Source organism: Acidisoma sp. 7E03, assembly GCF_054665075.1.
In genome coordinates this window covers 209,509-228,996 of record NZ_BAAFHE010000001.1, presented here as the reverse complement: position 1 = coordinate 228,996, position 19,488 = coordinate 209,509, and the positions used below count along the sequence as shown (strand labels likewise).

The 19,488-nt window shown below is 68.0% G+C and carries 16 protein-coding genes; 11 read left to right on the top strand and 5 right to left on the bottom strand.

Annotation, left to right across the window (positions count from 1 at the left end; genetic code table 11):
- Nucleotides 1–18: 18 nt before the first annotated feature.
- The 3 genes from ACYQ6W_RS01115 to ACYQ6W_RS01105 form a co-directional block, all read right to left on the bottom strand.
- A complete protein-coding gene (locus tag ACYQ6W_RS01115; protein WP_459673020.1) occupies nt 19–1,977 on the bottom strand; it encodes a methyl-accepting chemotaxis protein in 1,959 nt (652 codons plus the stop codon).
- A 115-nt stretch (nt 1,978–2,092) separates the two neighbouring features.
- Nucleotides 2,093–4,051, bottom strand: a complete 1,959-nt coding sequence (locus tag ACYQ6W_RS01110) for a methyl-accepting chemotaxis protein (protein WP_459673019.1) — start codon at nt 4,049–4,051, stop codon at nt 2,093–2,095.
- Nucleotides 4,052–4,243: 192 nt separating this feature from the next.
- Entirely contained in the window at nt 4,244–4,990 is a 747-nt protein-coding gene (locus ACYQ6W_RS01105; protein WP_459673018.1) for a tRNA1(Val) (adenine(37)-N6)-methyltransferase, read from the bottom strand.
- A gap of 176 nt (nt 4,991–5,166) precedes the next feature.
- Between ACYQ6W_RS01105 and ACYQ6W_RS01100 the strand changes: the two genes are divergently transcribed.
- The 6 genes from ACYQ6W_RS01100 to ACYQ6W_RS01075 all read left to right on the top strand — a co-directional run bounded on the left by ACYQ6W_RS01100 (nt 5,167) and on the right by ACYQ6W_RS01075 (nt 11,296).
- Nucleotides 5,167–6,198 (top strand): polyprenyl synthetase family protein, encoded by a 1,032-nt coding sequence (locus ACYQ6W_RS01100; protein WP_459673017.1) that lies wholly within the window; start codon nt 5,167–5,169, stop codon nt 6,196–6,198.
- A 61-nt stretch (nt 6,199–6,259) separates the two neighbouring features.
- Nucleotides 6,260–6,772, top strand: a complete 513-nt coding sequence (gene dps, locus ACYQ6W_RS01095; RefSeq protein WP_459673016.1) for a DNA starvation/stationary phase protection protein Dps — start codon at nt 6,260–6,262, stop codon at nt 6,770–6,772.
- 157 nt (nt 6,773–6,929) lie between these two features.
- Complete coding sequence (gene cydD, locus ACYQ6W_RS01090; RefSeq protein WP_459673015.1) at nt 6,930–8,651, top strand: thiol reductant ABC exporter subunit CydD; 1,722 nt, start codon at nt 6,930–6,932, stop codon at nt 8,649–8,651.
- Complete coding sequence (cydC, locus tag ACYQ6W_RS01085) at nt 8,651–10,279, top strand: thiol reductant ABC exporter subunit CydC (RefSeq protein WP_459673014.1); 1,629 nt, start codon at nt 8,651–8,653, stop codon at nt 10,277–10,279. Before cydD ends, cydC begins: the two co-directional genes overlap by 1 nt.
- Before the next feature lie 113 nt (nt 10,280–10,392).
- A complete protein-coding gene (locus ACYQ6W_RS01080) occupies nt 10,393–10,800 on the top strand; it encodes an OmpA family protein (protein WP_459673013.1) in 408 nt (135 codons plus the stop codon).
- Between the two features lie 91 nt (nt 10,801–10,891).
- On the top strand, nt 10,892–11,296 hold the full coding sequence (locus ACYQ6W_RS01075) for an FtsB family cell division protein (protein WP_459673011.1): 405 nt from the start codon (nt 10,892–10,894) through the stop codon (nt 11,294–11,296).
- A gap of 86 nt (nt 11,297–11,382) precedes the next feature.
- Here the strand turns inward: ACYQ6W_RS01075 and ACYQ6W_RS01070 are convergent, their stop codons facing one another.
- Both ACYQ6W_RS01070 and ACYQ6W_RS01065 read right to left on the bottom strand, forming a co-directional pair.
- Nucleotides 11,383–12,792, bottom strand: a complete 1,410-nt coding sequence (locus tag ACYQ6W_RS01070) for an APC family permease (protein WP_459673010.1) — start codon at nt 12,790–12,792, stop codon at nt 11,383–11,385.
- 53 nt (nt 12,793–12,845) lie between these two features.
- Entirely contained in the window at nt 12,846–14,801 is a 1,956-nt protein-coding gene (locus tag ACYQ6W_RS01065) for a primary-amine oxidase (protein WP_459673009.1), read from the bottom strand.
- Nucleotides 14,802–14,969: 168 nt separating this feature from the next.
- On the opposite strand from ACYQ6W_RS01065, the gene ACYQ6W_RS01060 reads away from it, so the two are divergent.
- From ACYQ6W_RS01060 to ACYQ6W_RS01040, 5 genes are all read left to right on the top strand, one after another.
- Nucleotides 14,970–15,206, top strand: a complete 237-nt coding sequence (locus ACYQ6W_RS01060; protein ID WP_459673008.1) for a hypothetical protein — start codon at nt 14,970–14,972, stop codon at nt 15,204–15,206.
- A gap of 64 nt (nt 15,207–15,270) precedes the next feature.
- The gene (locus tag ACYQ6W_RS01055; protein WP_459673007.1) at nt 15,271–15,798 is read left to right on the top strand and encodes a chemotaxis protein CheW; all 528 of its coding nucleotides are present in this window, start codon (nt 15,271–15,273) and stop codon (nt 15,796–15,798) included.
- On the top strand, nt 15,798–17,195 hold the full coding sequence (locus ACYQ6W_RS01050) for a CheR family methyltransferase (RefSeq protein WP_459673006.1): 1,398 nt from the start codon (nt 15,798–15,800) through the stop codon (nt 17,193–17,195). Before ACYQ6W_RS01055 ends, ACYQ6W_RS01050 begins: the two co-directional genes overlap by 1 nt.
- Nucleotides 17,196–17,219: 24 nt before the next feature.
- Entirely contained in the window at nt 17,220–17,732 is a 513-nt protein-coding gene (locus ACYQ6W_RS01045) for a chemotaxis protein CheW (RefSeq protein WP_459673004.1), read from the top strand.
- 49 nt (nt 17,733–17,781) lie between these two features.
- Complete coding sequence (locus ACYQ6W_RS01040) at nt 17,782–19,488, top strand: methyl-accepting chemotaxis protein (protein WP_459673003.1); 1,707 nt, start codon at nt 17,782–17,784, stop codon at nt 19,486–19,488.

Here is a 19,488-nt window from a genome sequence, read left to right as displayed (position 1 = left end):
CTTCAGGCGCGGCCGGCTTCAGAACTCGTTCCAGCCTTCTTCGTCTGCGGCGGCCATGGCGGGGGCAGACCGCGCCGGAGCTGCGGCGCGGGCAGGGGCCGCGGTGGAGGCGCGGGCCGGTGCCTTGCTTGCCGGAGCGGGGGCGGGGCGGGCAGCCGGGCGGCGCGCAGCGGCGGCGTGCGGCGGGGCGGAGGCGGCGTCGCCCGTATCGCCGATGCGGAACTGGGCGACGAGGTGGCTCAGCGTCTCGGCTTCCTTGGCCAGGCTGTGGCTCGCCGCGGTTGCTTCCTCCACCATCGCGGCGTTCTGCTGCGTCACCTGATCCATCTGGTTCATCGCGCCATTGACTTCGGCGAGGCCGGTGGACTGTTCCTGCGCCGAACTCGCGATGTCGCTGATGAGGCCGTTGAGACGGGTGACCTGCTCGGCGATGCGGTCGAGCGCGCGGCCGGTTTCGCCGACGAGCCGCACCCCGCTCTCCACCTCCCGGCTGGAGGCGGAGATGAGCGTCTTGATCTCCTTCGCGGCATCGGCCGAGCGCTGCGCGAGCGCCCGCACTTCGGTGGCGACGACCGCGAAGCCCCGGCCGGCTTCGCCCGCTCGTGCGGCCTCCACACCCGCATTGAGGGCGAGGAGATTGGTCTGGAAGGCGATTTCATCGATGACGCCGATGATGTTGCCGATCTGCTTGGAGGAGGTTTCGATGCCGGTCATGGCGGTGACGGTCTCGCGTACCACCTGGCCGGATTGCTCGGCATCGGTCTTGGCGGCGGAGGCGGTGTTGCGCGCTTCGTTCGCATTTTCCGCCGTGCGCTTGACCGTCGCGGTGATCTGGTCGAGCGCGGCGGCGGTTTCTTCGAGGCTCGCGGCCTGCTGTTCGGTGCGGCGGGAGAGATCGTCGGAGGCCTGGCTGATTTCGCCGGCGCCGGCGCGCACGCCCTGGGTATTGGTGGAGATGGCCTTCATGGTCTGCTGCAGCTTGTCCATGGCGGCATTGAAGTCGCGGCGTAGCTTTTCGTATTCGGTGCTGAAGGCCTGTTCGAGACGGAAGAGGAGATCGCCGCCGGCGAGTTTCTCGAGGCCCATGGCAAGAGAATCCACGACGAGGGTCGCCTGCTGCGCGGCATGGGCGCGCTGGGCTTCCTGCTCGGCGCGCTGCGCTTCCGCATGCGCCCGCTGCTCCGCCGTCTCCGCTTCCAGACGCACCTTCTCGACGGCGTTCTGCTTGAATACCTCGACCGCCTTGGCCATCTGGCCGATTTCGTCCTTCCGCCCGAGGCCTGGGATGTCGACGGCATGATCGCCGTCGGCGAGATGCAGCATGACGCCGGTCAGCCGGGTGGCGGGACGGGCGATGCTACGATTGGCGAAGATGCCGAAGCCGATGGAGGCAAGAATGGTGATGAGGCTACCGAGGATCATCACCCAGCGCGTCGTCGTTTCGGCGGAAATCTTGGTGGCCGCGCGAACATCCAATAGCCCGGCTTCGGCCTGGATGAAGTCGGAGAGGACACCGCGCAGCCCGTCCATCGCCTTTTTGCCGGCGCCATTCGCTTCGATCGATCGCGCCTGGGCGGCCGTCGCTGAACTGTCCATCAGGTTGATTTCGCGCTCGGCGATGTTGTGCTTCCAATCATCGGCGAAGCTCTGGATCGCGTCCAGCCGCTGCTGCTGCGCGGCATTGTCCGCCGTAAGATGCCGCAGCTGGCCATAGGCGTCTTTGTAGGCGGCACCGCCCTTGTGATAGGGGTCGAGAAAGGCCGGGTTGCCACTGATCAGATAGCCGCGCACGCCGGTTTCTTGATTGATCATGGATTCCAGGAGATTGTCGGCCTGGAGGAGCACCTGATAGCTGTGGGTATTCCAATTGTCCGCCTGAACAAGCGAACCGAGATTGCGCAGCACCAGCACGGTGAGCAGAACGACGAGAAGGCTGATGATCGCGAAGCTGAGAGAGATCTTCTGAGTTATCTTCATGGCCCACCGCACAAGAGGAAAACAGTTTTATTGCGAAGTCGGATGAAAAGTCTGTGAAGGAACCGGTGTGGCGCGCCACACCGGTGTTGAAGAGAACCGGGACTGGAATATTCGCCTAGAACTCGTTCCAGCCTTCCTCGTCTGCGGCGGCCATGGCGGGGGCAGACCGCGCCGGAGCTGCGGCGCGGGCCGGTGCCTTGCTTGCCGGAGCGGGGGCGGGGCGGGCAGCCGGGCGGCGCGCAGCGGCGGCGTGCGGCGGGGCGGAGGCGGCGTCGCCCGTATCGCCGATGCGGAACTGGGCGACGAGGTGGCTCAGCGTCTCGGCTTCCTTGGCCAGGCTGTGGCTCGCCGCGGTTGCTTCCTCCACCATCGCGGCGTTCTGCTGCGTCACCTGATCCATCTGGTTCATCGCGCCATTGACTTCGGCGAGGCCGGTGGACTGTTCCTGCGCCGAACTCGCGATGTCGCTGATGAGGCCGTTGAGACGGGTGACCTGCTCGGCGATGCGGTCGAGCGCGCGGCCGGTTTCGCCGACGAGCCGCACCCCGCTCTCCACCTCCCGGCTGGAGGCGGAGATGAGCGTCTTGATCTCCTTCGCGGCATCGGCCGAGCGCTGCGCGAGCGCCCGCACTTCGGTCGCGACGACCGCGAAGCCGCGGCCGGCTTCGCCCGCTCGTGCGGCCTCCACACCCGCATTGAGGGCGAGGAGATTGGTCTGGAAGGCGATTTCGTCGATGACGCCGATGATGTTGCCGATCTGCTTGGAGGAGGTTTCGATGCCGGTCATGGCGGTGACGGTCTCGCGTACCACCTGGCCGGATTGTTCGGCGTCGGTCTTGGCGGCGGAGGCGGTGTTGCGCGCTTCGTTCGCATTCTCCGCCGTGCGCTTGACCGTTGCGGTGATCTGGTCGAGCGCGGCGGCGGTTTCTTCGAGGCTCGCGGCCTGCTGTTCCGTGCGCCGGGAGAGATCGTCCGAGGCCTGGCTGATTTCGCCGGCGCCGGCGCGCACGCCCTGGGTATTGGTGGAGATGGCCTTCATGGTCTGCTGCAGCTTATCCATGGCGGCATTGAAGTCGCGGCGCAGCTTTTCGTATTCGGTGCTGAAGGCCTGCTCGAGGCGGAAGAGAAGATCGCCGCCGGCGAGTTTCTCGAGGCCCATGGCAAGGGAATCCACGACCAGGGTCGCCTGCTGCGCGGCATGGGCGCGCTGCGCTTCCTGCTCGGCGCGCTGCGCCTCCGCATGCGCCCGCTGCTCCGCCGTCTCCGCTTCCAGACGCACCTTCTCCCGCCCTGCATCGCGGAAGAGCGCGACGGCACGGGCGATCGCCCCCACCTCATCCTTGCGCTCCACCCCCGCGACCTCGGTGGTATAGTCACCCTTCGACAACCGCCCCATGACGTCGATCTGCGCGCGGATGGGCCGAATGATCCAGGCGCGTGCGCCGAAGAAACCAATCGCGGCCATGATGATGAGGCCCAGAATGATGCCGCTGAAGGTCAGGAAGATGGTGTGCTGCGTAACGCCGCGGAGGGATCCTACCTTCGTCTGCGCACCATTGACGATGCTGTCCGTCGCAACCTTGAAGCTGTCCGATAGCGGCGGAAAGAGCGGCTGGCAGGTGCCGAGGAAATCTCTTTGTACCGCCATCACGTCCGTCGCCGCAGTCGCCGCCCGCCCCCGTGCGATCACGGGCGCGCAGGCATTCGTGATCGCGTCCAGCGCCTTGGCCTTCAGCGGGAGGAGCGTCGGGGCGCTGGATGGCACGGCGGCAATCGCCGTGTCGATGAAGGTCTTGAAGTCGGCGGTCGACTTGGCCAGGGCCGTCAAGGCCGCCTGGTTGCCCTCGGGCGTGACGGACAGCATGAGATCCGCAATCGCGGCCCGCGCCGTCTGCAACGCACGAGAACTCCGTGCCAGATACAGCGCCCCTCGGCTCTCGCCGTTGAGCAGCCGTTCGTAGCTTCCGCCGATGACCTTCATCTCGCCTGTTGCGTAGAAAGCGATGCCGAGGACGAAAAGCCCGAAGATGCCCAGGATGAGCATGATCTTGGCGGTGATCGGTGCGTTCTTCACTCAGGCTCTCCTCAATCCCGTTCAGGCGTGCATAGCGCCGGGCGGCGTTAGGGTCTGATAACGGGAGAAAGGTAAAATTCGAGTGACCTGACAGGCGTCTCAGGCGGGTTCTTTTGTTATCTCAAGAAATGAAAATGTGACGATCCGACACCGCACCTGCATATCTTTACGAAAAAGAAATAGGGCCCTGGCTTAGCCGAGGGTCAGGGCAGCGCCCTCGCGCAGTACCGCATCGGCCGCGGGCGTGTAACCCGTGCCCTCGTGCAGGACCAGTCCGGCCTCCATCCGGAACTCGGCCCGTCCACCGCGAACCGCTTGCAGGATCAGGATGCGCGCCGGCTGGCCCGCACGCGGCCAGAGCGGGAAGAGGCGGGGCGAGCCGCAGCCGGCGGCGGGTAGGGCGGTCAGCGCCTCCGGCACCTGGCGCGCCGGCAGGATCAGGGTGAGGGTGCCGCGCGGCCGGAGTGCCCGGCCGAGGGCCTGCGTCCAGACGGCGGCAAGCCCGGTCTCGGCCACCTTGGCGCGGGCGCGCAGCGGCACCGGAGAGGGCGTGCCATCGGCCTGATGCCAGGGAGGGTTGGCGAAGGCGTGGTCGAAGGGGCCGCCCGCGGCCGCCCAATTGCCCGCGATCTCCAGCACGTCCGCCGTCCGGATGCTGAGCCTGGCGAGGCCGTTGGCGGTGAGGTTCCGGGCGGCCAGCGCCGCCATCCGCGGCTCGATCTCGATGCCGAGGCCGGTGATCCCCGGCACGCGGGCGGCGAGGCATAGCAGCCCCGCGCCCGCTCCGGTGCCCGCTTCCAGCACCTGCGCGCCGGGGCGGGCCGGCACGGCCGCGGCCAGTAGGACCGGCTCGATCCCCGTGCGGTAGCCATCCTTCGGCTGGGCATAGAGGATCCGGCCATTGAGCAGATGACCCTGCGTCACCGCCGCCTGCTGCATCTCCGCTTCCTCCGCCGCTGCCGGTCACCACGGGTTGAGGCGCCGTCTCCCGACGGGTGGTAGCGAGCGCGCGGATTTTGTGCGATGGCGAAGTTGGCCCTGTGGCGGCCGGACCGGAGACGCCTTTTCCGAGGTGCCGGAAGAAGACCCCCTACCGGAAGGGCTTGAGTTTGGGCATGACTGCCGGGATGACATCCTTGACCGACGACCTTGAGGCCGCGTCCGCGCCGGACGCGCTCGCCAAACTGCTCGCCTTGCTGCAGACGGACATGGAAGCCTGCAACCGGGCCATCGTCGCCCGCATGGACAGCCCGGTCGATCTCATCGGCCAGGTGGCGGCCCACATCGTGGCGGCCGGCGGCAAGCGCATGCGGCCCCTGCTGACGCTCGCCGCGGCCCGGATGTGCGGCTATACCGAAGGCAGCCGCCACGTCCAGCTCGCCGCCTGCGTCGAATTCATCCACACCGCGACCCTGCTGCATGACGACGTGGTGGACGAGAGCCGCCTGCGCCGCGGCCTCGCCTCGGCCAATGCCGTCTTCGACAACAAGACGCCGGTGCTGGTGGGTGATTTCATGTTCGCCCGTGCCTTCGAATTGATGGTGGAGGACGGCTCGCTGCACGTGCTGCGCATCCTCTGCGCGGCCTCCGCCACCATCGCCGAGGGCGAGGTGCTGCAACTCGTCACGCAGCACGATCTGACGACGACCGAAGAGCGCTATCTGGACGTGGTGCGCGGCAAGACCGCAGCGCTGTTCTCGGCAGCGGCCCAGGTCGGCGCCGTCGTCGCCGGCCGGCCGCCCGCGGAGGAGGACGCGCTGGCGACCTTCGGCATGAATCTCGGCATCGCCTTCCAGCTCGTGGACGACGCGCTCGACTATGCGGCCGACCAGGCGGTGCTGGGCAAGACGGTCGGAGACGATTTCCGCGAAGGCAAGATCACCCTGCCGGTGCTCATCGCCTATCAGGCGGGGACGGAGGAGGAGCGCGACTTCTGGCGCCGCACGCTGGAAGACGGCACGCAGGGCGAGACGGATCTGGCCGAGGCGATGCGCCTGCTGGAATGCCATGCGGCGATCGCACGGACGCTGGAGCGCGCGGCCGATTTCGTCCGGGCCGGGCAGGACGCGCTGTCCCTGTTTCCGCCCTCGCCCTTGCGCGACGCTCTGATCGAGGTGGGCACCTACACCCTCAACCGCGCGCATTGACGCACCGCGGCGGAGGCCCATCTCACGAGCAAGGACGGTCCGACTTCGACAGACAGTGGAGATGAACGACGTGAGCAAGGCCCCGACGCACAACCACAAGACGGTCAACGATCTCGAAGGCAATGCCAAGAAGGTCGCGATCGAAATCCTCAACGCCCGCCTCGCCGATATGATCGACCTCGCGCTGATCACCAAGCAGGCCCATTGGAACCTCAAGGGCCCGCGCTTCATCGCCATTCACGAGATGCTCGACGGGTTCCGCGACCAGCTGGACGAGCATGTCGACACGGTAGCCGAACGCGTCGCCCAGCTCGGCGGCACCGCCCTCGGCACCAGCCAGATCGTCGCGGGCCAGTCCACCGTGCCGCCCTACCCGACCAACATCTACAAGATCGAGGATCATCTCGCGGCGCTGATCGAGCGTTATGGCGCCGTCGCAAACGCGACTCGCCGCGCCATCGACGACACCGACGAAGCGGGGGACGCTGATACGGCCGACATCTTCACCGCCGCCTCGCGCGATCTCGACAAGGCGCTGTGGTTCCTCGAAGCACATACGCAGGAGCCGGCCTAACCACCGGGAGGAACCTTCCCCCATGGCAAGGGGCGAGGCGGGCCACCGCTTCGCCCCTTTTTTATGATCGGCGTGCCGTAACCTAACGAAATTGTAGCAGAAATGGGGCGGTTTTGGCGCTGGGCAGACGCGCCCCGCCGCGCTATGCCGCAAGGCCATGGACGCGAGAAAGAAAGCAGCCTCTGCCTGGCTCCGCCAGCAGGGGGCGATCGGCCGCAGGGCGGCCTCGGGCGCACTTCTGTTCCAGCTCATCGGAACGCTGCTCGCCATTCTCCAGGCCGTCGCCGCGGCGGATCTGCTGCGCGCCCTCATCGAACGCAACGGACAGCCCGTCTTCCTTGCCGCCATCGTCTTCGCGGTCGCGGCGCTGGCCCGCGCGCTGGTCACGATCGCGGCGGACGGCGCTGCCTTCGCAGCCGGCGCCGCCGGGCGCCGCCGCTTGCGCAGCGAGACGCTGGCCCGCCTGCTCTCCATCGGGCCGAGCCTGCTGCGCCAGGGCCATAGCGCGCATTTCGCCGGCATCGTCGTCGACCGTATCGAAGCATTGGACGGCTTCTTCGCCCGCTGGGTGCCGGCCGCCCAGATGGCCTTGCTCGGGCCGATCCTGATCGTCATCGCCGCGGCCATCGCCGACCCGATCTCGGCGCTCATCCTCGCCGCCTGTGGCATCTTCGTACCCTTCGCCCAGGCCATTGCCGGCATCGGCGCCTCCATCGCCGGCCGCTCGCAGCTTGCCGCCATGATGCGACTCGAAGCCCGGTTCCTCGACCGGATTCGCGGGATCGGCACCATCGTCCTGGCCGGCCGCACGCAGGACGAGGCGGAGGCCCTGCGGCGTTCGGCCGACGAACTGCGCCAGCGCACCATGCGCGTGCTGCGCACCGCCTTCCTCTCCTCCGCCGCGCTGGATTGCGCGGCCGCTGTCGCCCTCATCGGCATCGCCATCCACCAGGGCGGACTGATCCTGCAGGCGGCACCGGGGGCTGCCATGGTGCAGCAGGCCGGACGCGCGCTGTTCCTGCTACTGCTGGTGCCGGAGATGTTCGCGCCGCTCCGCACCTTCGCGCTCGCCTATCAGGACCGTGGCGCCGGCGGCGCCGCCGCCGAGGCGCTGATCGCGCTCCCGGCCGGCGAGACGGATGCGATGCAGCGCGCCGAGCCGCCGGCGGCCGCGCCGGTGACGGTCGCGGCGCACGGCATTTCCGTCGCGTTCGAGGACGTGCACCTGACCTGGGACAAGGCGCGCGGCCCGGCGCTGGACGGCGTGAGCTTCCGCCTGCCGGCCGGAGGGGTGCTGGTTCTGGCCGGGCCATCGGGTGCCGGCAAATCGACGGTCATCGAGGTGCTGCTCGGCTTCGTCCGCCCCGATCAGGGTCGCGTGCTGCTGAACGGCATGGACATCGCGAGCATCGTGCCGCAGGCGCTGTCCCGCCTCACCGCCTGGATCGGACAGAAGCCGGTGATCTTCGCCGGCTCCATCCGGGACAATATCCGCTTCGCGCGGCCCGAGGCTTCGGCGACGGAACTCGCCGAGGCGGTGCGCCTCGCCAGCATGGACGGCTTCCTTGCCGACCTGCCGGAGGGGCTGGATACGATGGTGGGCGAGGGCGGCTACGGCCTGTCGGGCGGGCAGGTGCAGCGCATCGCCATCGCCCGCGCCTTCCTCAAGAACGCGCCCTTGCTGCTGCTCGACGAGCCGACGGCGCATCTGGACCCCGCGACGGAGACGGAGGTGTTCGAGAGCCTGAAGCACCTGGCCGTCGGCCGCACCGTGATCATGGCAAGCCATTCCGCGCAGGCGCATATGCTGATGGGGCGCCGCATCAACATGGCCGCGGGCAAGCTGCTTGCCGGCGATCCGCAGCGGGGGGTCGCGTGATGGCCGACATTCTGGCGATCTTCCGGCTGTGGCGGAGCCGTGCCGGCTGGATGGCGGCGGGTGTCGCGCTCTCTCTCGTCGCGCTTGCGGCCGGTCTCCTGATGATGGCGCTCGCGGGCCGGCTGACCGCCGCCGCGGTCACCGCCGGCCTCATCGTCACGCCCATCCTCCTCCGGATCTCGGGTATCGCGCGCGTGGTGCTGCGCTATCTCGAGCGTGTCGTGACCCATGAGGCGACCTTCCGGGCGCTGGCCGATCTGCGCGTATGGTTCTTCACGGGCGTGGCCGCGCGCATGGCGGGTGGCCTCGGCCTCGCCCGCAGCGGGGACGTGCTGAGCCGCGTGGTGACGGACGTCGAAAGCCTGGACGGCCTTTATTCCCGCATTCTCGTGCCGCTGGCCGGCGCCGTGCTCATCCTGCCAGTCCTCTTCGTGGTGCTGGCGTTGGACGACATCAAACTCGCGGTGGGCGTGACGCTGCTCTTCGCGGTTGCTGCCTTCCTGCTGCCCTGGCTCGCCGCGCGCAGCACCGCGACTGCCGGCATGCGGCTCGCCCGCCAGCTCGGTGAACTCCGCGTCGCCGTGCTGGACGCCATCACCGGTCTGCGCGAAGTGCGTGTCTTCGGGGCAGAAGGCCGGATGCTGGCGCAGGTGCAGGCGCGCGAGGCGGGGCTTCTCTCGGCCCAGCGCGATGTGGCGCGTTCCGCCCGGCTGGCTCAGGCGGCCGCCTTCCTCTGCGCCCAGGCGGCAATTCTCGCGGTGCTTCTGGTCTCCGGCACTGCACCGCCCGCAGCCGTTGCCGTCGCCTTTCTCACCATTGCGGCCTTCGAGGCGATCGGCGGCCTGCCGCGCGCCGGCGCCCTTGCCGGCTATGCCGCGGCCGGTGCCCGCCGCGTGCGCCAGGCGGCAGCCGCCCCGCTACTGTCGCCTGACCCGGCGGAACCTCTGCCTTTGCCGGTCGATACGACGCTGCGTTTCGAAGGTGTGCGCTTCCGCTATGGCCCGGATCGGCCGCCCGTGCTGGACGGGTTGACGATGGAGATCCCGCCGGGTTCGCGCGTCGCGATCCTCGGCCCCTCCGGCTCGGGCAAATCGACGCTGGCGGCCCTCGCGCTGCGCCTTCAGGTGCCGGAGGAAGGCCGCATCCTCCTCGGTGGCACCGACATCGCGGAGCTGCGGTCGGAAGAGCTGCGCGGCCGCGTGGCCCTGCTGTCCCAGGCGACGCATCTCTTCGACGATACGATTCGCGCCAATCTTCTGCTGGCCCGGCCGGATGCCGACGAGCGGGCGCTGTGGGCGGCGCTGGACGCCGCACAGATGGGTGACGTGGTGCGCGCCCTGCCAGACAAGCTTGATACCTGGGTGGGCGAGGGCGGCCATCGCTTCTCGGGCGGGCAGGGCCGGCGCCTCGCGCTCGCTCGCGTTCTGCTGTCCCCGGCGCTGGTGATCATTCTCGACGAGCCCTGCGCCGGCCTCGACATGGAGACCGAGCGCGCCTTCCTCACCACGCTGAACGATCTGGGACGCGGACGCACCTTCGTGCTGATCGCCCATCGCCTGCTCGGCATCGAGAAGCTGGATCGGATCTGGCGCATTTCCGGCCACCACGCCGTGGCGGCCACGGCATAGGCCGCAGAAATCGCGTCTATCGCCTTCATGACGCAGGGTTTTGGCGACCCACGGCCTTGACGGCGGCGATGGCCTCATGCCCCATCGCGCTCAGCGAATGTGGAGAGACGTTCATGCGCCGTAGAGCCGCCCTGCTTGCCCTGACGATGATCGGTTTGAGCGGTTGCGCGCTGGTGGCGCAGCAATACCATCCGGCCGAGCCGAAATTCGTGGTCTTCTTCGAATCCTGGTCCGCGAGCCTCGACCAGAAGGGCCTCGCCGTCGTCTCCGGCGCGGCGCAGGCGGCGCTGAAGGACCCGGCGGCGACCGTGCAGGTGGTAGGCTTCGCGAGCACGGTGGGCACGGATCAGGCCAATCAGACCCTGTCCGAGCAGCGCGCCCAGGTGGTTCTGAACCAGCTGATCGCCGACGGCGTGCCGCAGGCCCGCATCACCAGCATGTCCCGCGGTGCCACCAGCTACGAGATGAGCCCGATCGAGGCGCGGCGCGTCGAGATCGATATCATCCACGCCGGTTTCTGACCTAGGCTCGGGCGCAGAGAAGACTTGCGCCCGGATCGGTGAAAAAGGCATGAAAGGAATGGGATAGAGCCCGTTCCTGGAGTCATGCCTCATGTCGCTCGCCGTGATGATGAAACGCCGGCTGCGTGCCTCGATCGCGCCGGTCGTTTTCCTGGCGCTCGCCGGCTATTTCGGCTGGAACGCGACGCGTGGCGATCGTGGCCTCGTCGCCCAGCAACAGGACCGGCTCGACCTTCAGGCTGCCCAAGTCCAGCTCGCAAAGGCCAATGAAGACGTGCAGAACTGGACGAACCGCATTCAGGGCATCGGCGGCCGTACCCTCGATCTCGATGCCCTCGACACCCAGGCGCGGCGAATGCTCAACCTCGTCGACCCGCGCGATCTCGTCGTCATGATGGGGCGGTCGACCGCGCCGGGCGGCCTGCCGCCGGCCGATCCCGGCTCGGTCCAGGTCGCCGCACCGTCCCCGACGGATGTCGCCAATCCGGGGCAGTAGCCCAGGCTTCCGCCATCCTCCGCGCATGAAAAAGGGGCCCATGCAGGCCCCTTTTCCGTTTCCTGAGGAGAGGATCAGGAGGGCGCTCAGCCCTCCATGTCCTCGGCGATCAGGCGCAGCGTCTCGGGAGACTTGCTCTTGAGGATCGCAAACCAGATGAAGCCGATGATCATATAGGCGAGGAAGATCGGCGGCAGCCAGTTGTAGGGCGCCTCGGGATACGGGCTGACGCTGCCATAGATGACGAAGGCCATCAGCGCCGCGCCCACCACGCCGAACAGAACGTGCTGGGCTTGCAGCTTGCCGGCGCGGAAGAGATCGACGGGCGCCGTCACGCAGACACCGAAATAGACCAGAACGAAGCCGTAGGTTGCGATGGTGCCGGTGAGGCCGAACCCGTTGAGGAAGCCTTCCGGCAGCAGCAGTAGCGTCAGCACGAGCACGATGGCGCCCGAGGCGATCACCGCGATGTGTGGCGTCTTGTGGGTGCCGTGGACGAGACCCATGGAGCGGTGCAGGAACTGGTAGCGCCCCATGGAGTAGAGCATGCGGGAACTGGCATTGATGCAGGCCAGCGCGCAGGCGAAGCCCGAGATCATGGCGGCGAAGTAGACGACGGCGGCAGCCCAGGGCAGGCCGGCGCGGTCGGTCATGTCGGCGAAGGGCGAGGAGGACTTGCCGATCGCGTCGGCATTGTCGCTCATGCCCATGACCATGCAATAGGCCATGATGCAGAAGAAGGTGCCGGCGGCGATGGCCGAGCCGATGATGGCGATCGGCACGTTGCGCTGCGGGTTGGAGGATTCCTTGGCAAGCGTCGCAGCGCTCTCGAAGCCTACGAAGCTGAAGACGGCGAAGGTCAGCGCCGACATGACGCCGCCGAACTTGAGGTGGCTGACGTCGAGCTGCGTCGAGTCCACAACGGTGCCGTGCTTGGCGACGACGACGGCGGTGATGAGGATGATGATGCCGATGGAGAGCGTCTCCATCACCAAACCGACGCGGGAAGACACCTGGATGTCGCGATAGGCGGCGTAGACGACGAGCGCGAGGAAGGCGACGGTGAAGACGACGAGCACCGGCGTCGAGAGGCTGGCGTGGAAGACGCTCAGGAAGTTCGACAGGAAGATCGGGAAGCCGAAGACGACCGCGACCGCCGTGGTGATATAGGCGAGGATCATCGACCAGCCGGCCAGTGCGCCCGTCATCGGCCCGAAGTTGCGGCCGATATAGACGAAGTAGGAGCCGGCTTCCGGATGCCGTTTCGCGAGCGAGGCGATGCAGGCGCCGACGAAGGCGAGGCCGACCGTCGCGATGAGGTAGGCGAGCCAGGAGCCGACACCGGCAAGGCCCGCGACGACGGTAATGTTCAGCGCCGGCGTCAGCGTCGGCGCAATGTTCGCGATGGATTGACCGATCGTCTCGATCAGGCTGAGGGCGCCGTGCTTGAGCTGCGCCTTGGGCGGTGCGGCGTGGAGGTCGGTCGCGGCCACCATATATTATGTCTCCTCAACGTCAGTGGGAAGGTAGAAGAAGGTCGAAACGGAAGTCAGGAACAGCAGCATGCTTGCGCGTCCCGGCTGTCGGCATTGACGGTCTCCGGCAGGTTGATCGCCGGATTGCCGTTGAAGAACCCCGTCGGCATCAGCTTGAAGCCGGTCGAGATGCAGGGCTGGACGGGAAAGTCCTCGACCCGCACGGAATGGTGCAGACCGAAGACGTGCCACAGCACGACGCTCTCATTCGCCAGCGGACGGTCCTGCTTGACGAAGTCGGCGATGCCGCCGCGGCCATCCGAATGGTTCATGAACTCGCCCGCCGGGTAGCGCTCTTCCGGCGCATGGGCGGAGACCCAGAGATGGTTCTCGGTGAAGTTGGAGCGCGTGCCGGAAGGCCCCGTCGGCACGAGGAAAGACGTCACCACGCTGGTCGGCATCAGCTTGTAGGCGACGGGCTGGCCGACATGGTTTGCCTTGTTCGGGTTGATCACCTTCCAGTAGCGCTGGCTCGCGAGATTGGCGCGGCGCGCGCCCTCGCTCTCCCGCGTGATCGGCGTCGCCGTCTCGAAGAAGGCATTGCCCCAGGGGTTATGCTCCGGCGGTTCCGCTTGCGTGTTGCATTCGAGGACGGTGTTGCGATCGCCATCCACCGCCATGTCGAGCCGCGCGCAGAAGACGTGCTGGTGGATCTGTCCTGCGACGCCCGGCGAGACCTCCGTCTCGTATTTCGAGGGTTTGCCCGGTTCGACGCCGACGGTGTTGATGATGCCGGTGGCCTTCATCTCGAATTCGATCTCGCCCGCCTGATCGAAATACCAATACTGGGCATATTCGTAGTTGCCGACGGTCGCGATGCACGAGACGACGAGCTTGCGCCCGCGGCGGATCTGCGTGCGCTCCGTGCGGAAGTCCCAGTGCTTCCAGAGGATGCCGTCATCTTCTTCGTGAATGCAGATCGCCTTCTCGATGGAGAAGATGTCACCGCCCATCGTGTTGAGATGGACATCCAGATACTGGATGACGCCGAGGCAGTCGCAGCCGAGCTTGAGCGAGTTGGTGAGCTTGCCCAGGCCGTATTCGCCGATGTCGAAGACGTTCTTGCGGTAATGGCCCCGATCGGGCGAGCCGTAGGGCACCACCATCTCGACCAGGGAGGCGCGGTTGACGAGGGGACGCCCGTCGAAGCGGATGTCGTGCAGCGTCAGCCCCTCGCGGGCGTTGAAGCCGATGGTCAAGGCCCAGCGGTCCCAGGTGAGATGATGGCCGGTGAGCGCGAAGTTCACGCCCTGCGGCTGCACCACGCTGAGCGGCTTGAGCGGCGCCTGCGTGTCCGTCACGAACTTGCTGTCGTAGTTCACCTCCGTCATCGGCACGGGCGGTCCGGGTCGATCGTCGACGCGGAGCACCTCGCCGGTCTTGACGTCGACGACGGCGTTCAGCCCCTCGATGGGATGGGCGTAGAAGGCTTCGTCTTCATAGAGACGCAGCCAGGCGAAGGTGTGGCAGAGCAGGCGGCCTTCCTCCTCCGCATAGCCGAAGTTTCCGGCAGACCAGGGGTCGACGCAGACCTTCGCCATGTCGGTGATGCCACGGGCGGCGCAGGCGGCGACGAAGCGCGGATCGGCCTTCACGAAGTCTTCGACCTGCATGAACTGCTCGAGCTGGATCATCGGCCGTGCCGAGGGAAAGAAGTCACGCGTCAGGATGCGCGCCTGGTCGAGCGAGAGGGTGAGCTTCCAGACGCCCGCTTCCTCGTTGCGGAACACGTTGGCGCGCGCGCGGCGGCCGGGATTGTCGCCCAAGCCACCGGAGACCACGAAGGCCTTCGGCGGGTCCATGACTTCAATCGTTTCGAAGAGGATGCCATCGGCGAAGGAGGGATCGGCTTTGACGATGGCGACGGCAGTACGAATTTCCGCGGGCGTCAGGGGCTCGAGCAGGGCGAGATAGGCGGGCAGACCGCCGTGGCGGGCGTGGGAGGTCGGAGCGGCGGCGATGTCATCCACGAAACGGTCTCCTCTCGGCAGCATCATTCCGACTTAGAAATTCCTCCGCCATCGAAGCAAACGCCGTGCCAAAGCACCCGGAAGGGGCGAACGAGACCAGGCGCCGGCTGGTAAGAGCCGCCCTGCACCCCATATCTCTCATCTCGGGAATGCGGGAGGAGACGCGCCATGACGGCGGAAAAGACCGAACACCAGCGGCCGGGCAAGCATGCAGCGGCGCAAGAGGGGAACAAGACGCGCGGCCAGACGCCGGCTGCGGACTCCGTGGACCGGACGCCGAACGACGAGCCGACCAAGCAGGACGTTGACGATCGCGTGAGCCGCGAGGACGAGCCGCGGGGGCATCCGACCAGCGACCGGTTCCGGACCGAGCAGGCGCACCGGAAGCCAGCGCCGGACGCCTGACCGGCGGCGCTTGCCACAGACAAAGACCAGGCGACGAAAGCGGCGGCGCGTGCCAGAATGAGGCATGGTGCCCGAGCCGCTGCCCGATAATACGCCAGATGCCCTGCTGCCGGTGCTGCTGCTGCGGGCGAGCGGTCTCACCCTCGCCATCCGGCAGAGCGCGGTCGTCGAAATCCTTCCCCTGCCGCACCTGGCCGCCGTCCCCGAAGCGCCGCCGATCCTCGCAGGCGCCTTCCACCTGGGGGGAGAGACCGTCTTCGTCCTGCCTCTGGCCGCGCTCCTCGGACTGCCTGGGGAGGCCGAGGGCCGCCCGCTGTATCACCATCTCCTATTGCTGCCGCCGCGCCGCGGTGAGCCGCGGCTCACCCTTCGCGTCGATCGGGTGATGGAAGCGGTCGAGGTCCCGGCCAATCTCCTGCCGCCGGGCGCCAGCCTCAACGACTGTGTGGAGGCCGATCTGCGGCACCAGGGCCGGTTGGTTCCGCTGCTCGCGGCCGAACGGCTGCTGGCGGCCGAGGAAAGGGCGCGGCTCGCGGCTTTCGCGGAGCGGCGCGAGGCGCGGGTGAAGGCCTTCGAGACGGAGGGCGGCTGATGTCCTCCGCCACTGCGCGTCCCCCGCGCGCGCCGGCGCTGGCGGACGAGGCCTTTGCGGCCCTGAAGCAGGTCGTGATCGCGCGCACCGGCCACCATTATTACGCGGACAAGGACGTCCTGCTGCGGGACCGGCTGCAGCGCCGCTTGGAGGCACAGACCTGCGGCGATTGCGCGGAGTATCTCGCCCTCCTGTCCGACCCCAGGCGAGGGCCCGCGGAATGGCGGGAGTTGGAAGCCGAGATCACCATCGGCGAGACCTTCTTCTTTCGCCACGCGGAGCAGTTCGCCGCATTGCAGGAGACCATCCTGCCGGCGCTGCTGCGCGAGAACGGTGCCACGCGGCGCCTGCGCATCTGGAGCGCCGGCTGCGCCATCGGCGCCGAGCCCTATTCGCTCGCCATTCTCGTCGAGCGGCTGCTGGGCACCGCCCTCGCGGATTGGACAGTCGAGATCGTCGGCAGCGACCTGAACGCCCGCGCCATCGCCCAGGCGGGTCAGGGCCGCTTCACCGAATGGGCGATGCGCGGCATGGCGCCGGCCGAACGGCAGCGACATTTCGTGGCATTGCCGGACCAGCGGCATTGGGTGATCGCCGAACGGCATCGCCGGTTGGTCCGCTTCGTGCAGCACAACCTGCTCTCCCTGCTGCAACCCGGCGGTGCCTCCGAGTGGCGGGATTTCGACCTGATCCTGTGCCGCAACGTGCTGATCTATTTCAGCCCGGAGCAGACCGCACCGATGCTGTCGACGCTCGCGCGCAGCCTGTCCCCGGCGGGCTGGCTCATGGTCGGCCATTCCGATGCGATCGCGGCGCTGCCGCGCGGCCTGCGCACGGTCGAACTTTCCGGCACCCAGGTCTTTCGGCTGCCGCAGGTGCAGGCGGCGCAGAGAGAGCCACTTGTGCCATGGGCGCCGGCGCCCTGGCCGGAACAGGCGAAGCCGGCTCCGGTTCCCCCCGCACCGCGCGCCTGCGCGCCGCCGTCGATGGCTGAGCCTGCGCCGCCGCCCTCCGTCACCACCATCCGCCATCTGGCCGATGCCGGCCAACTGGACCAGGCCGCCGTGGCGGCCGCCGCCGCCATCGCCGCCGATCCGCTCGACCCCCGCCTGCATTTCTATGACGGGCTGGTGGCGCAGGCGGCCGGCGACTTGGCACGGGCCGAGGCCGCGCTGCGCCGCGCGGTCTATCTGTCTGCCCGCATGGTGATGGCGCAGTATCACCTCGGCCTGCTCCTGCTGGGGCGCGGCGCCGAGGAGGCGGGCGCGCGGGCCTTGGCGGAGGTTCTGCGGCTGTGCGCCGCCATGCCGGAGACGGCTTTGCTGCCGGAAGGCGACGGTCTGACTGCGCGGGATCTGATGACGCGCGTGCGCATGCAGCTTCCTTCGCGGCCGTGACGAGACGAGAGGAAGGGATGCCGCATGCATCGTGAGCAGGAGAGGGCAGCGGCCCTTCTCGACCGGCGCACCGCCGTCCTCGCGGCGCGCGGGCGGCAGGCGGCGACCGCCGAGGTGCAACGGCGCACCGTCGTCATCTGGACGGTGGGCGGTGCCCGGACGGCGATGGATGTGAGCCACGTCGCGGCCGTCATCCCGTTCGGCGGTTATGCGCCGGTGCCGACGGCCGAGCCCGCCTGTCTCGGCGTGATCGGCTGGTCCGGCCGGATCTATTCCGTCATCGCCATGCGCGCGCTGGCCGGTTCCGGCACGGCGCTGGTGGCGGAGAGCGGCACGCAACCCGAGCGGCCGGCCCATCTCCTCCTTCTCCGTGGCGCGGCGCCGCATCTCGCTCTCGCGGTGGATGGCGTTCTCGGCCGCTTCGATCTGCCGGATACCGGACCCACGCTCGACCATGACGGCCATCTCGTGTCTTTGCTGGACCCGGCGGCGCTCCGGGCGCGGCTGAACCGAGCCGCCGTTCCTCCTCATCCCTGACCGGCGGCCTGGCTGCCACTTTCGACACCGACGACTGGAGTGTCCTCACGTGACCATTGCCGCCCGCCTCTTCCTAGGGTTCCTCGTCAGCATCTTGCTGCTCATCGGCATCGGGGTCTTTGCCCTCAACCGGGTCGGCATCGTGCGGGACACGACGGTCTCCATCGTCAATCACGACATTTGGGCCTATCGCGCGGTGCAGACGATCGTGCAGAGCCAGATCACGCTGCTGGATGCGCGGCGCGCCATCGTCGTCGATTTCATGCTGGCGAAGGACAAGATCCCGTCCGAGGGTGGAATGGCCGGGGCGGCGGCGGCCGATCTGCCGGCGGCGCTCGGCCATTGGCGGCAACTCGCCGATGATTTCACCAACCAGCTGGCCAAGACCGTGACGGTGACGACGGGCTACGAACAGCAAGCCCTGACGGGTGGCGCGCTGACCCGGGCCGATACCTGGCACGGCGTCACCGGCCTGTTGCAGCAGGCGCAATCGCAATGGGCCGCGCTGCAGAGCGATTCGCGCGCCCAGTTCGCCGCCGTTCAGGAGGGCGACCTCGCGGGCGTTCTCGGCGCCGAGCCCAAGCTCGTGACCGACAATACGGAATTCGGCAAGACCCTGACGCAGATCGGCGACGCCCTTGCCTCCGGTAGCGGAGCCGGCATCGGCCGCATCAGCCAGCTCTATGCGGAAGGGCGGATGCTGCTGATCATCGCGGTGACGGCGGCGGTCGTGCTTCTCATCGCCATCGCCTGGGTCATCCTGCGCTCTATCATCCGCCCGCTGGATGCCTTCCGCGCCTTTGCCGAACAGGTGGGCCGGGGTGACCTGACCGGCGCGCCCTTGCGCACCGGGCGGGACGAGCTGGGCCGCCTCGGCGCGACGCTGAACGCCATGGCGGAAAGCCTGCGCCAGGTGAGCCGGCAGAGCCGCGAACTGACGAGCTCCCTCAATGCATCGGCCGCGCAGATCCGCGCCTCTACCCAGGAGCAGGCGGCGAGCGTGGAGCAGCAGCTCGCAGCCCTGCAGGAAACCGCGGCGACGGCCGACGAGATCACCCATTCGGGCGCCCGCATCTCGGCCCGCGCGCAGGAGGTGATCCAGGCGGCGCAGCAATCGGTGCAGACGAGTTCGAGCGGGCTGCGGGCCGTGGAAGAGGCGGCGCGCGCGATGGATGCGATCCGCGAACAGGGCGAGATCGTCGCCACCAACATCGTGGCGCTGAGCGAGAAGACCCAGGTGATCGGGGAGATCATCACCACGGTAAACGACATCTCGGAGCGCGCCCATCTGCTGGCCCTCAATGCCGCCATCGAAGCGGCGGCGGCGGGCGAGAACGGGCGCAGCTTTGCGGTCGTCGCCTCCGAACTCAAGGTGCTGGCGGACCAGGCCAAGGACGCGACGGTGCAGGTGCGCTCGATCCTCGGCGAGATCCAGCGCGGCATCAACGCCTCCGTCATGATGACGGAGGAGGCGGTGAAGCGCGTGGCCGTCGGCCGTGAACGCTCCGGCATGACCGAGCGGACGATCGAGGCCATCACCGCGAGCGTGCAGGAGAGCGTGCAGACCTTCCAGCAGATCGTCGCCTCCACCAACCAGCAGCAGATCGGCATCGAACAGGTGATGGGCGCGCTGCAGAACATCCGCCAGGCGAGCCAGCAGACGGCCGCCGGCACGCGCGAGCTGGAGGTCGCGGCGAGCAGCCTCGCGGAACTCGCCAACCAGCTTCTCGTTCTCGGCGAGCGCTACAAGATCTGA

Excerpts from the sequence above, each read along its gene's own strand:
- ACYQ6W_RS01115 (WP_459673020.1), bottom strand. The coding sequence starts at position 1,977 with ATGAAGATAACTCAGAAGATCTCTCTCAGCTTCGCGATCATCAGCCTT.
- ACYQ6W_RS01105 (WP_459673018.1), bottom strand. The coding sequence starts at position 4,990 with ATGCAGCAGGCGGCGGTGACGCAGGGTCATCTGCTCAATGGCCGGATC.
- ACYQ6W_RS01100 (WP_459673017.1), top strand. The coding sequence starts at position 5,167 with ATGACTGCCGGGATGACATCCTTGACCGACGACCTTGAGGCCGCGTCC.
- dps (WP_459673016.1), top strand. The coding sequence starts at position 6,260 with ATGAACGACGTGAGCAAGGCCCCGACGCACAACCACAAGACGGTCAAC.
- cydD (WP_459673015.1), top strand. The coding sequence starts at position 6,930 with ATGGACGCGAGAAAGAAAGCAGCCTCTGCCTGGCTCCGCCAGCAGGGG.
- cydC (WP_459673014.1), top strand. The coding sequence starts at position 8,651 with ATGGCCGACATTCTGGCGATCTTCCGGCTGTGGCGGAGCCGTGCCGGC.
- ACYQ6W_RS01080 (WP_459673013.1), top strand. The coding sequence starts at position 10,393 with ATGCGCCGTAGAGCCGCCCTGCTTGCCCTGACGATGATCGGTTTGAGC.
- ACYQ6W_RS01075 (WP_459673011.1), top strand. The coding sequence starts at position 10,892 with ATGTCGCTCGCCGTGATGATGAAACGCCGGCTGCGTGCCTCGATCGCG.
- ACYQ6W_RS01070 (WP_459673010.1), bottom strand. The coding sequence starts at position 12,792 with ATGGTGGCCGCGACCGACCTCCACGCCGCACCGCCCAAGGCGCAGCTC.
- ACYQ6W_RS01060 (WP_459673008.1), top strand. The coding sequence starts at position 14,970 with ATGACGGCGGAAAAGACCGAACACCAGCGGCCGGGCAAGCATGCAGCG.
- ACYQ6W_RS01055 (WP_459673007.1), top strand. The coding sequence starts at position 15,271 with ATGGTGCCCGAGCCGCTGCCCGATAATACGCCAGATGCCCTGCTGCCG.
- ACYQ6W_RS01050 (WP_459673006.1), top strand. The coding sequence starts at position 15,798 with ATGTCCTCCGCCACTGCGCGTCCCCCGCGCGCGCCGGCGCTGGCGGAC.
- ACYQ6W_RS01045 (WP_459673004.1), top strand. The coding sequence starts at position 17,220 with ATGCATCGTGAGCAGGAGAGGGCAGCGGCCCTTCTCGACCGGCGCACC.